The organism is Roseateles sp. T103, assembly GCF_057219915.1.
The window spans coordinates 401,908-415,668 of the sequence record NZ_JBXVVS010000003.1; the positions used below are offsets into that span (position 1 = coordinate 401,908).

Sequence of the window (13,761 nt, forward strand, 5' to 3'; positions counted from 1 at the left end):
GCACGCCCTCAGGGCTGGCTGAAGCGGTCGCCCGGCGATACCGGGTTCTTGACCGAGATGATCAGCGCATACGACACGCGCGAATACACCTGGAAGACGAAGAGCACGCCATGGCGCTCGTCCGGCAGCTTGATGTCCTCGGCGCCGCCGCCGCTGCGGTCGACCATGCGACGGCCCGCCTGCCACAGCGCCAGCACGTGACCGCGCTCCATGCCGTCCTTGGCACCGCGGTTCAGCGCGACGATCTGGTTTTGACCGCCGGTCAGCGCCTCGCCGTAGATCGAGATGATCTGGCCGGCTATGGGCTGCGCCGGCGCATGCGGCACATAGCGCGCGAAGCTGCGCTGCGGCACCGGCGCGAGACGGTCGCCGACGCCGATCTCCTTGCGCACGGTGCGCACCGTGAGCGTGGCCGGCACGATGTCCACCTTGCCGTCTGCCAGCTTGCGCTCTTCGGCGGCGCGGATCAGCTCGGCGGTGCCCAGATAGGGCGCCTCGTAGCCGAGCACCTCGCCGCTGGCCGGGTCACGCAGCGGCCGGGCCTGGCGGAAGACGCGATAGTCGCTGGCCTGGCTGAGATTGCCGCGCGCATAGGCCAGATCGCCGGCGGTCAGCAGCACGCGCCCCTCCTGGGCGGCGACGATGCGCGGCGCGGTTGCGAGTTCGTCGCTGTCCAACACGACCGCCTCGGTGAGGAAGGGCTCGATCAGGTGCTGCGGGATCGCGGTGATCGGGTCGGTGTTGAGCAGGCTGCTGCGCATCTGCGGCGAGCGCTTCTCGGTGGGCAGGCCGGCGGCCGCGCCTGCACCGCCGGCCTGGGCCAGCTGCAGCGTGGCTCGTCCGTCGCGCTTGACCAGCACCAGCGTCTGATCCGGGTAGATCAGGTGCGGGTTGGCGATTTGGTCGCGGTTCATGCCCCAGAGCTCCGGCCAGCGCCAGGGCGTCTTGAGGAAGACGGACGAGATGGCCCAGAGCGTGTCACCGCGCTTGACGGTGTAGCTGTCCGGCGCGTCGGGTGCCAGCGCCTCCAGCGGCACGCCGGCCTGGGCCACGCGCTCTGCCGTCTGGCGCTGCTCGGCGGTGATCGGGTAGTTGCTCGACCAGGCCGCTGTGCAGCCCAGGCTCAGGGCGAGCAGCACGCTCGGCACCAAGGGGGAAGAAAGGGGCCGCCTGTGGGTCATCAAGTACTCTCCCGCGCCTGGCACGCGCTTGTTGTCGTTGGGCTAGGCAATTTGCTGCTGGTCTGGGCGGTTGACTTCGTCGCGGGATGGGCCGGCCGCAGAAGGGGCATCAAGGCCATGGCGGACGGCTGCATCTCAAGATCGGCGAAAATCCCCCGGAAACCGAAACGATTCTGCCCGTAAAAGCCGGGCCGTCGCAATCGATGACGCGTGAGCAAGTTGGCTCTTGCAAGCGCTTACAAACATGCGTTGTGCGCAGTCTACAGCGCCGGCCGTCGCCGACGGCCCTTTCCGATGACGAGACCCATGGCCCTGCTGAACATCCTGAAGTATCCCGATCCGCGTCTGCACACCGTGGCCAAGCCGGTCGCAGAGGTCGACGAGCGCATCCGCAAGCTGGTCGACGACATGCTGGAGACCATGTATGCCGCCGAAGGCGTGGGCCTGGCCGCCACGCAGGTGGACGTGCACGAGCGCGTCGTCGTGATCGACACCTCGGAGGGGCGCAACGAGCCGCGCGTGCTGATCAACCCGGAGCTGATCGCCACCAGCGAGGAGTTGCGCGATGGCGAAGAAGGCTGCCTGTCGGTGCCGACCATCTACGACAAGGTCAAGCGCCATGCCCGCGTCACCGTGCGTGCGCTGGGTCGCGACGGTCAGCCCTACGAGTTCGACGCGGACGGCCTGCTGGCGGTGTGCGTGCAGCACGAGATGGATCATCTGATGGGCAAGGTCTTCGTCGAGTACCTCAGTCCGCTCAAGCGCGACCGCATCAAGACCAAGCTGGTCAAGAAGCAGCGCGAGGACGAGCAGCTCAGCGCGCGTCGCCGCTGATGGCCGGCCTGCGCGTCGTCTTCGCCGGCACGCCGGAATTCGCCCAGGTGGCGCTGCAGCGCCTGCACGAGGCGGGCTTCAGCGTGCCGCTGGTGCTGACCCAGCCCGATCGGCCCGCCGGCCGCGGCATGAAGCTGCAGGCCTCGCCGGTGAAGCATTATGCGCTGACCCAGGGCATGGCCGTGAGCCAGCCGCGCAGCCTGCGCCTGGACGGCAAGTATCCCGACGACGCCGCTGCCGCCCGCGAGGCGCTGCTGGCGGCGCGGCCCGATGTGATGGTGGTTGCGGCCTATGGCCTGATCCTGCCGCAGTGGGTGCTGGACCTGCCGCGCCTGGGCTGCTTGAACATCCACGCCTCGCTGCTGCCGCGCTGGCGGGGGGCGGCGCCCATCCACCGTGCGATCGAGGCGGGTGATGCCGAGACCGGCATCACCATCATGCAGATGGACGCGGGCCTGGATACCGGCGACATGCTGCTGGTTGAGACGCTGTCGATTCGGCCGGACGACAGCACGGCGAGCCTGCATGACCGTCTGGCGACGCTGGGCGGCCGGCTGATCGTCGAGGCGCTGGAGCTGGCCGCCTGCGGCGGGCTGACGCGCACGCCGCAACCCGAGGCCGGCGTCTGCTACGCCCACAAGATCGAGAAGAGCGAGGCGGCGCTGGACTGGACGCAGCCGGCTGAAGTGCTGGCGCGGCGCCTGCGCGCCTTCGATCCTTTCCCGGGCGGTCTGGCCCAGCTTGACGGCGAGGCGATCAAGGTCTGGCGCGGCGAGGCTGCCGCCGGCCAGGGCGAGCCCGGCGAGGTGCTGGCGGTGGATGAGGCCGGCGTGCTGGTCGCCTGCGGCCAGGGGGCCTTGCGGATCACCGAACTGCAGCGTGCCGGCGGCAAGCGCCTGCCGGCCAAGGCCTTCGTCCAGGCCAGACCGATTGGCGCGGGTATGCGCTTCGGCGCAGCGGCCCCCACTTGAACTGTGCCTGCCGGCCCCCATCTGGGCCGGTGGAGAATTGCCTCCGTCACCGTTTCTGGAGTGAAGCGACCATGTTCAATCTGATGAAGACCGCCATCCTGATGGCAGCCATCACCGCGCTGTTCATGGCGATAGGCTCGGTGCTGGGCGGTCAGCAGGGCATGGTGATTGCGCTGCTCGTGGCGCTGGGCATGAACTTCTTCAGCTACTGGTTCTCCGACAAGATGGTGCTGAAGATGTACAACGCGCAGGAGGTCGACGAGAGCTCCGCGCCGCAGTTCTACCGCATGGTGCGAGAACTGGCCGAGCGGGCGCAGCTGCCCATGCCCAAGGTCTACCTGATCCAGGAAGACGCACCGAATGCCTTCGCCACCGGCCGCAACCCCGAGCATGCGGCAGTCGCTGCAACCACCGGCATCCTGCGCGTGCTGTCCGAGCGCGAGCTTCGTGGCGTGATGGCGCATGAGCTGGCCCATGTGAAGCATCGCGACATCCTGATCAGCACGATCAGCGCCACCATGGCCGGCGCGATCTCGATGCTGGCCAATTTCGCGATGCTGTTCAGCGGGCGCGACAGCGAGGGCCGGCCGGCCAACCCCATCGTCGGCCTGCTGGTGATGATCCTGGCGCCGATCGCTGCCAGCCTGATCCAGATGGCGATCAGCCGTGCGCGGGAGTTCGAGGCTGACCGTGGCGGCGCCGAGATCTCCGGCGACCCGGCCGCGCTGGCCTCGGCGCTGGACAAGATCCACCGCTATGCCCAGGGCATCCCGCTGCAGGCCACGGAGCGCCACCCGGAAACCGCGCAGATGATGATCATGAACCCGCTGTCTGGCGGCGGGCTCAAGGGTCTGTTCAGCACCCATCCGGCCACCGAGGAGCGCATCGCCCGCCTGATGGAGATGACGCGCCAGCGCTGAGCGTGGCGCTCAAGCTTGGCCCCGACGCGCCGATAGCCCTAGGCATGAAGATGCGCCTTCCATCGCCCAGGCTCTGCCTGCTCGTCGCTTGTGCCGCCCTGCTGGGCGGCTGCGAGCAGTTGGGCATCGAAGATCCGGCCAAGGTCGCGGCCGCCAAGGAGGCCGAGGGCAAGGCCATAGGCAGTGCCTGCCGCCATGCGATGCGTGCCATCGAGGATTGCTACACGCTCAATCCAAAGGCGCAGAAGGCCGCAGTGCACGCCGGCTGGCGCGAGATGGACGAGTACATGCGCGAGAACAAGCTCGAGGGCGTCGCGCCTGTCGTACCGCGCCCCGACGCCAAGAAGCTCAAGGCCGACGAGGAAGAGGAAGCGCCGGCGCCCAAGTCCAAGACAGGCGTCAAGGGCGCCTGAGGCGTCGCGCGCGGCGTCTTCGTCGTACGCTGCGGCATCTCGGCGCCTCCATCCTGCAACTGGTCGCGCCGCTGTTGGCGGGCCGGTGGCGGCATCGGCACGATGCTGGCCATGTCCACACAGGAGAGCGCCATGATCGAAAGCCGTCCCCGCCGCCGCCTCGTCGGCGCATTCGCTGCCGCCAGCCTCGTCACTGCCGCCGGTGCGGCCCAGGCCTGGAGCTGGAGCTTCGGCTCCGGCGAGCGCGTGCAGGGCTCCGGCGAGATCGTCAGCGAGACACGCAACCCTGGCAGCTTCGAGGCCATCTCGCTGGCCGGCAACTTCAAGGTGCTGGTGCGTCAGAGCGGCAGCGAGGCTGTCGAGCTCAAGGCGGACAAGAACGTGCTGCCGCTGATCGAGACCAGGGTGGTCGACAACAGCAAGGGCCGAGTGCTGGAGGTGGGCGTCAAGCGCGGCTACTCCCTGCACAGCGTGAGCACGCCGGTGCTGACCATCGACGTGAAGACGCTGCGCTCGCTGGCCCTGGCGGGCTCGGGCGATGTGAAGCTCGAGTCGCTGAAGGCCGAGCAGTTCGACGCCAGTGTGGCCGGTTCTGGCGACATCGTGCTGACCGAGCTGCAGGTGCCCCGCGTGGGCATCAAGGTGTCGGGCAGCGGCGATGTGCTGGCCAGCGGTCGTGCCGAGGCGCTGAGCATCGCGATCGCCGGCAGCGGCGATGTGAAGGCGGCCAAGCTGCAGGCCGACGAGGTCAAGGTCAGCGTGGCGGGCAGCGGCGATGCGCAGGTCCATGCGCTCAGGCTGCTCAAGGTCAGCGTCGCCGGCTCCGGCGATGTGCGCTATGTTGGCTCTCCCAGTATCGAGAGCTCCATCGCCGGCAGCGGCTCGGTCAAGCGCTTGGCCACGCCCTAACTCAGGCTGTGCGAGCAGCGCCTGGCGCGGCGCTGTAGCGCAAGGCCGAGGGGCAGGGCTGCGACGACAATGCAGCCATGCAGGAAGAACAGCGGCCTGCGGCACAGCCCGCGGGCGTCCCACCAGGCGCCGACGCCGGCGCCGTCTGGCGCCACCCCGAATTCCGTCGCGGCATGCGCGACATGGCTGGCATCACGCTGGGCATCTCGGCCTGGGGGCTGGTGACCGGTGTGGCGATGGTCAAGAGCGGGCTGTCGCTGCCGATGGCGCTGCTGATGAGCTTCGTCGTCTTCGCCGGCAGCTCGCAGCTGGCTGCACTGCCGCTGCTGGCCGCCGGCGCGCCGCTGTGGGTGCTGTGGGCGACGGCGTTCTGCGTGAACCTGCGCTTCGTGATCTTCAGCGCGCAGTGGCGTTATTACTTCGGGCATCTGCCGCGCCGGCAGCGCCTCACGCTGGGTTATTTCGCGGCTGACCTGAACTATGTGCTGTTCATGCGCAAGTTCCCCGAGCCGCGGCCCGAGCCGCAGCAGCTGCCCTACTTCTGGGGCACGGTGGCTGCCAACTGGACGGCCTGGCAGGTGCCGGCCGTGGCCGGCATCGTGCTGGCCGATCGCGTGCCCACGCAGTGGGGCCTGGGCTTCGCCGGCGTGCTGGCGTTGCTGGGGCTGAGCTATTCGCTGCTGTCCGATCTGCGCAGCTGGGTCAGCGCCGCGGTCGCTGGCTGCGCGGCGGTGGCCGCCTATGCCTTGCCGCTGCGGCTGAACATCGTTGTGGCCATCGCGGTGGCGGTGACGGTGGGCCTGCTGCTCGACCACTGGCTGCCGCCCGCTGCACGCAAGAAGGAGGCCGCGCGATGAGCGATTGGCTGGTGGCGCTGGGCATCGTCGGCATGGGCCTGATCACCATGCTGACGCGTTCCTTCTTCATGATCTCCGACCGCGAAGTGCCGATGCCCGACTGGGCCAAGGAGGCACTGCGTTATGCGCCGCTGGCCGCGCTGGCCGCGGTGGTGGTGCCCGAGATCGTGATGAGCAACGGTGAGCTGATCTCCACCTGGCGCGACGCGCGCCTGTTCGCCGCGGCGGCGGCGACCGCCTACTTCTTCTGGAAGCGCGGCATCCTCGGCACCATCGTCAGCGGCACGGCTGTCATGCTGACGCTGCGCATAGGCCTGGGCTGGTGAGCTTGTAAAGTCGGGGGCAGGGCGCGCCTTTTCGGCGCGCCGCCGCTTTCCCAAACCAATCGAGACATCCTCCCATGAACGTTCTGCGTTTTTCCGACCTGGTGGCTGCCGGCAAGGTGGCCGGCCAGCGCGTCTTCATCCGTGCCGACCTCAACGTGCCGCAGGACGATGCCGGCAACATCACCGAAGACACCCGCGTGCGCGCCTCGGTGCCCTGCATCGAGCAGGCCTTGAAGGCCGGCGCCGCGGTGATGGTGACCTCGCACCTGGGCCGCCCCACCGAGGGCGAGTTCAAGCCCGAGGATTCGCTGGCCCCGGTGGCCAAGCGCCTGTCCGAGCTGCTGGGCCGTGAGGTGCCGCTGGTGGCCAACTGGGTCGATGGCGTGAGCGTCGCGCCCGGCCAGGTGGTGCTGCTGGAGAACTGCCGCGTCAACAAGGGCGAGAAGAAGAACAACGAAGAGCTGGCGAAGAAGATGGCCGCGCTGTGCGACATCTACGTCAACGATGCCTTCGGCACCGCGCACCGCGCCGAGGGCACGACCTACGGCATCGCGCAGTTCGCCAAGATCGCCTGCGCCGGCCCGCTGCTGGCCGCCGAGATCGACGCGATCAGCAAGGCGCTGGCCCAGCCGAAGCGCCCGTTGGTGGCCATCGTCGCCGGCTCCAAGGTCTCGACCAAGCTGACCATCCTGCAGAGCCTGTCCAAGAACGTCGACGGCCTGATCGTCGGCGGCGGCATCGCCAACACCTTCATGCTGGCCGCCGGTCTGAAGATCGGCAAGTCGCTGGCCGAGCCGGACCTGCTGGCTGATGCAAAGGCTGTGATCGAGGCGATGAAGGCCCGCGGCGCCGAGGTGCCGATCCCGGTGGACGTGGTCTGCGCCAAGACCTTCGCCGCCGATGCGCCAGCCACCGTGAAGGCCGCCACCGAGGTGGCCGACGACGACCTGATCCTGGACATCGGCCCTAAGACCGCGGCCATCCTGGCCGACAAGTTGAAGGCCGCCGGCACCATCGTCTGGAACGGCCCGGTGGGCGTGTTCGAGTTCGATGCCTTCGCCAAGGGCACCGAGACCGTGGCCCGCGCGATCGCTGAGAGCAGCGCCTTCTCCATCGCTGGCGGCGGTGACACGCTGGCCGCGATTGCCAAGTACGGCATTGAGAAGGAGGTGGGCTACATCTCTACTGGCGGCGGCGCCTTCCTGGAGGTGCTGGAGGGCAAGACGCTGCCGGCATTTGAAATCCTGGCGAAGCGGGCGAACGGCTGATTTTTTCAGCTGACTTCGACGACGAAGGGCCCTGCGGGGCCCTTTGTTTTTGTTCGTGCCACGGAAGGTGCGAGGCAGCGTCGGGCTGGGGCGATTTGCTCCGTCTCCCCCGCCGCCTGATGGGCGGCTCCTCCTTAAGCTGCGCAAATCGCCCCAGCCCACCGCTGCCACATCAGCGGTGGCATGCCCATGGTGCCCCGCCACCAAAGCATCGGGAGCGGTGTGATGGGCTTGCTTTGCGCAGCTTAAGGAGGAGGCCGCGCGCAGCGGGGCCGGGGGACTGAGCCCGGACTCAATCAGTCCGGTGGACTGATTGAGCCTGGCGAAGGACTGGGCCTCTGGCCCAGGCATGGAGCAAAGCAAGCCCGTCGCAGCGCTCCCCGCGCCACGCAGGCACGAACCAAGAACCCAACAGATTCAGGTCGCCCAGATCCTCGGCTCAACCGGCTCCAGATCCCACAGCGCCTTGCGCCACAACGCGCGCACCCGCCGCAGCACCGCCTGCGCCGACTCCACGTCGTCGGCCAGCAAGCGAGTGAGCAGCAGGCGTCCTTGCAGCAGCGTGACGCCGCCGATCAAGGAAGGATGTCCGGCAGCAGCCTCGGCCAGCAAGGCGCGGCTCGCGTCGACCAGCGGCTCCAACGCTGTGGCATCGAGCGTGCGGCCCTGAGCGAACAGCAGTGTGCCCAGCACGCGGCGGCCGCCCAGGCCGCAGGGGCCGTGCAGCAGGGCATCGTCCTGCGCAGCTATGCGGCCGCGGTCGCGCCACAGGCCTTCGATCTCCAGATGCTGCAGCAGGCTGCCCTGGGTGAAGGGCTTGCCGGCTTCGGGCAGGCCCAGTGCGAGCAGCTCGCTGGCCATCAGCGATGAGTCCTCGCCCTCCAGACGCAGGCGCACTTCGTTGGCGCCCTTGCAGCCGTCGTAGGCCAGCGTTTCCTGCGGCAGCCACTCCAGCCTTGCGCCGGGCGCGACGCGCGCCTGTACCTGCTGCACTGCCGGCAGGCCCAGGCTGCGATAGAAACGCGTGGCGGCCGGGTTGGTCAGCAGCAGGTGCGCGCCTGCGGCCACGTCCACCTGCACGTCCAGCCGGTCGCCGCCGACCAGGCCGCCGGGTGGATGCACCAGCACCGCGTGCGCAATGCCGGGGCCTTCGGGATAGAGCGTCTTCAGCAGGCGCAGCGGGCCTTCGTGGCGCGAGTGCACGCGCGTCGCGCCGCTTGCGTCGCGTGTGGCCTGCAGCGCGAGCGAGCCCGGCCAGCGGACCGTGTCGCTGCTGGCTGGGCTGTCGCTGACGGGCAGGGCGTCGCGCTTCATCATCGAGACCGGGGCTCGGGATCAGCCCACCAGCAGGCCGCGCTCTTCGATGTAGCGCACCACCTCGTTCAAGCCTTCCTGCGTCTTCAGATTGGTCATCACGAAAGGCTTGGTCGGTCGCATGCGCTGCGTGTCGCTGCGCATCACGTCCAGATTGGCGCCCACATGCGGCGCGAGGTCGGTCTTGTTGATCACGAAGAGATCGCTCTTGGTGATGCCGGGGCCGCCCTTGCGCGGGATCTTCTCGCCGGCGGCGACGTCGATCACGTAGATGGTCAGGTCGCTGAGCTCGGGGCTGAAGGTGGCGGCCAGGTTGTCGCCGCCGCTCTCGACGAAGACGATGTCGGCCTCGGGGAACTTCTCCAGCATGCGGTCCACCGCCTCGAGATTGATCGAGCAGTCCTCGCGGATCGCGGTATGCGGGCAGCCGCCGGTCTCCACACCCATGATGCGCTCCGCCGGCAGCGCGCCGGAGATCGTCAGCAGGCGCTGGTCTTCCTTGGTGTAGATGTCGTTGGTGATCGCCACCAGATCCCAGCGCTCGCGCATGGTCTTGCAGAGCATCTCCAGCAGCGTGGTCTTGCCGGAGCCCACCGGGCCGCCGACGCCGACGCGCAGCGGCGGGAGTTTCTTCGTGCGGCCGGGGATGTTGTGCAAGAGGGAGCTGCTCATGGGAGTCTCGATGGTCGGGAAGATCAGGAACGGAACAGGCGCGAGTACTGTGTCTCGTGCCGCGCGCAATGGATGCCCAGCAGCGGCGCGAAGGCCAGCGGCTCCTGCTCGGCCTGCAAGGCGCGCTGCACGGCGCCGGGAATCGCAGCCACCAGGCGCGCCAGCAGGCGCTGGCCGGCGCTCTGGCCCAGCGGCACGCAGCGCACCGCGGCCTGCATCAAGTTCTCAGCCCAGCCGAAGGCAAAGGTCTGCAGCGTGGATTCGAGCGGCGTGCCGCGCCAGGCGGCCACGCAGCCCATCACCACCGGCCAGCTCGGCGCCGGGCTCAGCGATTGCAGCAGCGCCAGCGTGGGGCAGGGTGCGTCGCCTTCGCTTTGCATGCCCTTCAGCCAGGCCAGCAGGCTGCGGCCCATCTGCTGGGTCTGCAGCAGCGGCTCGGCGGCTTCGCGGGTCTGCAGTACCCAGTCGTTGAGCGCGCGGATCGCCGCTTCGTCGGACGCGCAGGCGGCGCGGTAGGCGCCGGCCAGCGCCGGCAGCTCGGCGCGCGACTGCACCAGCTCCAGCTGGTTCAGCAGCCAGTCGCCGGCGCTGTGCTCGTCATGCACCACGCCGGCATCGACGGCAGCCTCCTGCCCTTCTGAATAGCTGAAGCCGCCCACCGGCAAGGCCGGCGAGGCCAGCCACAGCAGGTGCAGCAGCGGCGATGACGACGATGAAGAAGACATCGCCGAACCGCCGGCCGGCTCAATGGCCGTGGTGGTGCTTGTGTCCATGCTCATGGCCGTGCTCGTGATCATGGTCGCAGTGCTCGTGCGCGCAGTCCGGGCCGTGGGCGTGGTCATGCCCATGCTCATGTCCATGCGCGTGCTCATGGCCATGGTGGTGGTGCCCGCCACCCGCCGCCTCGGCGCCATAGGCGCCGCCCTCGGGCTCGAAGGGCGCCATCGCCTCGCTGACGATCATGTGCTGGCGGCGCAGCATCTCGGCCAGCACCGGATCGGGTTCCAGCTGCAGCAACTCGGTCTGCAGCTCCAGCGGCACATGGCGGTTGCCCAGGTGGTAGGCGGCGCGCATCAGGTCGAAGGGCGTGCCGTGCGCGCTGCAATAACGAACCTGCAGCACCGGCTGTGGCGCGGCGACGACCTTGAGCAGCTCGCCGCCCTCGGTCAGCAGCGCGTCGCCGCCACGCAGAATCTGGCCGCGCGGCAGGAACACCGCGATGCGTCGGCCCGTGCTGTCCTCGGCCTCGAAGCGGCTGCGCTGGCGCTGGTCCCAGTCCAGCGTCAGCGTGGGCGCGCGGCGCAGCAGCGCGGGGGCCAGGCCGCCGCCTTGCGGCAGGCGGCGGTTGGCGATCAGCAGCGGTGCGGATGTAGAGGACGTGGTGCTCAAGACAGAAAGGTCCAACAGGATCAGAAGAGGAAGTAGCGCTGCGCCATCGGCAGCTCCGCGGCCGGCTCGCAAGTGAGCAGCTGGCCATCGGCGCGTACCTCGTAGGTCTGCGCATCGATCTCCATTGTCGGCGTGTAGCCGTTGTGCACCATGTCGGCCTTCTTCACCGTGCGGCAGCCGCGCACCGCGGCGGTGGTCTTGGCCAGGCCCAGGCGCTGCACCGCGCCGCTGTCCAGCCCGGCCTGGCTGACGAAGGTCAGCGAGCCCTGCGCCAGCGCGCCGCCGAAGGCGCCGAACATCGGCCGGTAGTGCACCGGCTGCGGCGTCGGGATGCTGGCATTGGGGTCGCCCATCGCGGCCAGCGCGATGAAGCCGCCCTTGAGCACCAGGCTGGGCTTGACGCCGAAGAGCATGGGCTTCCACAGCACCAGGTCGGCCCACTTGCCGACCTCGATGCTGCCCACCTCGTGCGCGATACCGTGCGTCAGCGCCGGGTTGATGGCCAGCTTGGCCAGGTAGCGCTTGACGCGGGCGTTGTCGTTGCCGGGGCCGTCGCCACCGAGCAGCCCACCAGGCTGCGAGCTCGAAGCCATGGCGCCGCGCTGCAGCTTCATCTTGTGCGCGGTCTGCCAGCAGCGCAGCGAGACCTCGCCGACGCGACCCATCGCCTGGCTGTCGCTGGAGAACATGCTGATCGCGCCGAGGTCGTGCAGCACGTCCTCGGCGGCGATGGTCTCGCGGCGGATACGGCTCTCGGCGAAGGCCAGGTCCTCGGCGATGCCCGCGTCCAGGTGATGGCAGACCATCAGCATGTCCAGGTGCTCGTCCAGCGTGTTGACGGTGAACGGCCGTGTGGGGTTGGTGGACGAGGGCAGCACATTGGCCTCGCCGACCACCTTCATGATGTCGGGCGCATGGCCGCCGCCGGCGCCTTCGGTGTGGAAGCTGTGGATGGTGCGGCCCTTGAAGGCGGCGATGCTGTCCTCGACGAAGCCGCTTTCGTTGAGCGTGTCGGTGTGGATGGCCACCTGCGTGTCGGTGGCCTCGGCCACCGACAGGCAGCAGTCGATCGCCGCCGGTGTGGTGCCCCAGTCCTCGTGCAGCTTCATGCCCACGACGCCGGCCTCGACCTGCTGCATCAGCGCCGCAGGCTGCGATGCATTGCCCTTGCCCAGGAAGCCCAGGTTCATTGGGAAGGCCTCGGCCGCGCGCAGCATCTGCGCGATATGCGCCGGCCCGGGCGTGCAGGTGGTGGCCAGCGTGCCAGTGGCCGGGCCGGTGCCGCCGCCCATCATCGTGGTGACGCCGCTGGCCAGCGCCTCCTCGATCTGTTGCGGGCAGATGAAGTGGATGTGGGTGTCGATCGCGCCGGGCGTGACGATCATGCCCTCGCCGGCGATGATCTCGGTGCCGGGGCCGATGACGATGTCGACGCCGGGCTGCACATCCGGATTGCCGGCCTTGCCGATCGCCGCGATGCGGCAGCCGCGGATGCCGATATCGGCCTTGACGATGCCCCAGTGGTCGAGGATCAGCGCATTGGTGATCACCGTGTCCACCGCGTCGCCGGCGCCGGGCCCGTTGGGGCGCTGGCTCTGGCCCATGCCGTCGCGTATGGTCTTGCCGCCGCCGAACTTCACCTCTTCACCATAGCCGCCAGCGCGCAGCGTCAGGTCCTGCTCCACCTCGATGACGAGCGCGGTGTCGGCCAGGCGCAGCTTGTCGCCCACGGTGGGACCGTACATCTCGGCGTAGGCGCGCCTTCCAATCGTCTTCGCCATCACAGATCTCCGTTCACCAGGCCGCGGAAGCCGAAGATGCGCCGATCGCCAGCCAGCGCCACCAGCTCGACGGTGCGGCTCTGCCCAGGCTCGAAGCGCACCGCGGTGCCGCTGGCGATGTTCAGCCGCATGCCGCGCGCGGCTTCGCGGTCGAAGCTCAGCGCGCCATTGGTCTCGGCGAAGTGGTAGTGCGAGCCGACCTGGATGGGGCGGTCGCCGGTGTTGGAGACGCGCAGCGTCAGCGTTGGGCGACCGGGGTTGAGCTCATGCTCGCCGTCGGCGCAGATCAGCTCGCCGGGGATCATGCGGCCACCCCAGTCAGACGGGCGATGCCGAAGAGCACCAGGCCGGCACCCAGTGCCTGGCTCCAGCGCGCCGACAGGGCGCGCAGCCGCGTGCCCACCGCCAGGCCGGCGCCATGCAGCGCCAGCGTCGCGGCCAGCATGCCGGCCAGCGCCCAACCGCCCTGCAGCTCGGCGCCATGCGCCGCGCCGTGGCTCAACGCGAAGGCGGCGATCAGCGCCAGCCCGGTGACTGCGGCCAGCGGCGTGCGGCCGGCCAGCAGCAGGCCCAGCACCATCAGAGACAGCGTGATGCCCAGCTCGAAGCCCGGCAGCGTCCAGCCCAGCTGCATCGCCGTCACCGCGCCGGTCAGCATCAGTGCGGCAAATTGCAGCGGCGCGCGCCAGACACGTGTCTTGTCGGCAAAGGCCAGCGCGCTCCACAGGCCCACGGCCAGCATCGCGGCCAGGTGGTCCAGCCCGGTCAGCGGGTGGGCGAATCCGGCCACGAATCCGGAGATGCTGTCGTGCCCGGCATGGGCTTGCGCGCCGTCGCTGGCAAGCAGGGCGGCGGCGCCAAGGATGACGAAGAGGTAGGGCGTGCGCTTCTGCTGCGCGGGCTTGTTGCTCATGGCGGGCTTTTGA

General features: G+C 69.1%; 16 protein-coding genes. 8 read left to right on the plus strand and 8 right to left on the minus strand.

Going from position 1 to position 13,761, the window contains the following annotated elements:
- Window positions 1-8: 8 nt before the first annotated feature.
- Complete coding sequence (locus tag AC2EBS_RS12235; RefSeq protein WP_484728689.1) at window positions 9-1,181, minus strand: LysM peptidoglycan-binding domain-containing protein; 1,173 nt, start codon at window positions 1,179-1,181, stop codon at window positions 9-11.
- A gap of 306 nt (window positions 1,182-1,487) precedes the next feature.
- On the opposite strand from AC2EBS_RS12235, the gene def reads away from it, so the two are divergent.
- The 8 genes from def (at window position 1,488) to AC2EBS_RS12275 (ending at window position 7,679) form a co-directional block, all read left to right on the plus strand.
- On the plus strand, window positions 1,488-2,015 hold the full coding sequence (gene def, locus AC2EBS_RS12240) for a peptide deformylase (RefSeq protein ID WP_484728690.1): 528 nt from the start codon (window positions 1,488-1,490) through the stop codon (window positions 2,013-2,015).
- A gap of 8 nt (window positions 2,016-2,023) precedes the next feature.
- Window positions 2,024-2,986, plus strand: coding sequence for a methionyl-tRNA formyltransferase (gene fmt / locus AC2EBS_RS12245; protein ID WP_484728753.1), 963 nt, complete (start codon window positions 2,024-2,026; stop codon window positions 2,984-2,986).
- A gap of 71 nt (window positions 2,987-3,057) precedes the next feature.
- The gene (gene htpX, locus AC2EBS_RS12250) at window positions 3,058-3,906 is read left to right on the plus strand and encodes a zinc metalloprotease HtpX (protein ID WP_484728691.1); all 849 of its coding nucleotides are present in this window, start codon (window positions 3,058-3,060) and stop codon (window positions 3,904-3,906) included.
- Between the two features lie 44 nt (window positions 3,907-3,950).
- Window positions 3,951-4,319, plus strand: coding sequence for a hypothetical protein (locus AC2EBS_RS12255; RefSeq protein WP_484728692.1), 369 nt, complete (start codon window positions 3,951-3,953; stop codon window positions 4,317-4,319).
- A gap of 132 nt (window positions 4,320-4,451) precedes the next feature.
- Window positions 4,452-5,228 carry a head GIN domain-containing protein gene (locus AC2EBS_RS12260; RefSeq protein ID WP_484728693.1) on the plus strand — a complete coding sequence of 259 codons (777 nt, stop codon included), beginning with the start codon at window positions 4,452-4,454 and terminating at the stop codon, window positions 5,226-5,228.
- A gap of 173 nt (window positions 5,229-5,401) precedes the next feature.
- Window positions 5,402-6,085, plus strand: a complete 684-nt coding sequence (locus AC2EBS_RS12265; protein ID WP_484728754.1) for an AzlC family ABC transporter permease — start codon at window positions 5,402-5,404, stop codon at window positions 6,083-6,085.
- Window positions 6,082-6,411 carry an AzlD domain-containing protein gene (locus tag AC2EBS_RS12270; protein WP_484728694.1) on the plus strand — a complete coding sequence of 110 codons (330 nt, stop codon included), beginning with the start codon at window positions 6,082-6,084 and terminating at the stop codon, window positions 6,409-6,411. Before AC2EBS_RS12265 ends, AC2EBS_RS12270 begins: the two co-directional genes overlap by 4 nt.
- A gap of 74 nt (window positions 6,412-6,485) precedes the next feature.
- Window positions 6,486-7,679 carry a phosphoglycerate kinase gene (locus AC2EBS_RS12275; protein ID WP_484728695.1) on the plus strand — a complete coding sequence of 398 codons (1,194 nt, stop codon included), beginning with the start codon at window positions 6,486-6,488 and terminating at the stop codon, window positions 7,677-7,679.
- Window positions 7,680-8,096: 417 nt separating this feature from the next.
- Here the strand turns inward: AC2EBS_RS12275 and AC2EBS_RS12280 are convergent, their stop codons facing one another.
- The 7 genes from AC2EBS_RS12280 to AC2EBS_RS12310 are packed head-to-tail and all read right to left on the minus strand — an operon-like array spanning window position 8,097 to window position 13,748.
- The gene (locus tag AC2EBS_RS12280) at window positions 8,097-8,996 is read right to left on the minus strand and encodes an urease accessory protein UreD (RefSeq protein ID WP_484728696.1); all 900 of its coding nucleotides are present in this window, start codon (window positions 8,994-8,996) and stop codon (window positions 8,097-8,099) included.
- An 18-nt stretch (window positions 8,997-9,014) separates the two neighbouring features.
- Window positions 9,015-9,665, minus strand: a complete 651-nt coding sequence (gene ureG, locus AC2EBS_RS12285) for an urease accessory protein UreG (protein ID WP_484728697.1) — start codon at window positions 9,663-9,665, stop codon at window positions 9,015-9,017.
- Between the two features lie 23 nt (window positions 9,666-9,688).
- A complete protein-coding gene (locus AC2EBS_RS12290; protein ID WP_484728698.1) occupies window positions 9,689-10,444 on the minus strand; it encodes an urease accessory protein UreF in 756 nt (251 codons plus the stop codon).
- Entirely contained in the window at window positions 10,410-11,024 is a 615-nt protein-coding gene (gene ureE, locus AC2EBS_RS12295) for an urease accessory protein UreE (RefSeq protein WP_484728755.1), read from the minus strand. The genes AC2EBS_RS12290 and ureE overlap by 35 nt, the downstream gene beginning before the upstream one ends.
- A 50-nt stretch (window positions 11,025-11,074) precedes the next feature.
- Window positions 11,075-12,835 (minus strand): urease subunit alpha, encoded by a 1,761-nt coding sequence (gene ureC / locus AC2EBS_RS12300; protein WP_484728699.1) that lies wholly within the window; start codon window positions 12,833-12,835, stop codon window positions 11,075-11,077.
- Window positions 12,835-13,140 (minus strand): urease subunit beta, encoded by a 306-nt coding sequence (locus AC2EBS_RS12305; protein ID WP_484728700.1) that lies wholly within the window; start codon window positions 13,138-13,140, stop codon window positions 12,835-12,837. Before AC2EBS_RS12305 ends, ureC begins: the two co-directional genes overlap by 1 nt.
- Window positions 13,137-13,748, minus strand: a complete 612-nt coding sequence (locus tag AC2EBS_RS12310) for a HupE/UreJ family protein (protein ID WP_484728701.1) — start codon at window positions 13,746-13,748, stop codon at window positions 13,137-13,139. The genes AC2EBS_RS12305 and AC2EBS_RS12310 overlap by 4 nt, the downstream gene beginning before the upstream one ends.
- Between the last annotated feature and the right edge of the window lie 13 nt (window positions 13,749-13,761).

Excerpts from the sequence above, each read along its gene's own strand:
- def (WP_484728690.1), top strand. The coding sequence starts at position 1,488 with ATGGCCCTGCTGAACATCCTGAAGTATCCCGATCCGCGTCTGCACACC.
- AC2EBS_RS12270 (WP_484728694.1), top strand. The coding sequence starts at position 6,082 with ATGAGCGATTGGCTGGTGGCGCTGGGCATCGTCGGCATGGGCCTGATC.
- AC2EBS_RS12290 (WP_484728698.1), bottom strand. The coding sequence starts at position 10,444 with ATGAGCATGGACACAAGCACCACCACGGCCATTGAGCCGGCCGGCGGT.
- AC2EBS_RS12310 (WP_484728701.1), bottom strand. The coding sequence starts at position 13,748 with ATGAGCAACAAGCCCGCGCAGCAGAAGCGCACGCCCTACCTCTTCGTC.
- AC2EBS_RS12305 (WP_484728700.1), bottom strand. The coding sequence starts at position 13,140 with ATGATCCCCGGCGAGCTGATCTGCGCCGACGGCGAGCATGAGCTCAAC.
- ureG (WP_484728697.1), bottom strand. The coding sequence starts at position 9,665 with ATGAGCAGCTCCCTCTTGCACAACATCCCCGGCCGCACGAAGAAACTC.
- AC2EBS_RS12255 (WP_484728692.1), top strand. The coding sequence starts at position 3,951 with ATGAAGATGCGCCTTCCATCGCCCAGGCTCTGCCTGCTCGTCGCTTGT.
- AC2EBS_RS12235 (WP_484728689.1), bottom strand. The coding sequence starts at position 1,181 with ATGACCCACAGGCGGCCCCTTTCTTCCCCCTTGGTGCCGAGCGTGCTG.
- AC2EBS_RS12275 (WP_484728695.1), top strand. The coding sequence starts at position 6,486 with ATGAACGTTCTGCGTTTTTCCGACCTGGTGGCTGCCGGCAAGGTGGCC.
- ureC (WP_484728699.1), bottom strand. The coding sequence starts at position 12,835 with ATGGCGAAGACGATTGGAAGGCGCGCCTACGCCGAGATGTACGGTCCC.
- htpX (WP_484728691.1), top strand. The coding sequence starts at position 3,058 with ATGTTCAATCTGATGAAGACCGCCATCCTGATGGCAGCCATCACCGCG.
- AC2EBS_RS12280 (WP_484728696.1), bottom strand. The coding sequence starts at position 8,996 with ATGATGAAGCGCGACGCCCTGCCCGTCAGCGACAGCCCAGCCAGCAGC.
- AC2EBS_RS12260 (WP_484728693.1), top strand. The coding sequence starts at position 4,452 with ATGATCGAAAGCCGTCCCCGCCGCCGCCTCGTCGGCGCATTCGCTGCC.
- AC2EBS_RS12265 (WP_484728754.1), top strand. The coding sequence starts at position 5,402 with ATGCGCGACATGGCTGGCATCACGCTGGGCATCTCGGCCTGGGGGCTG.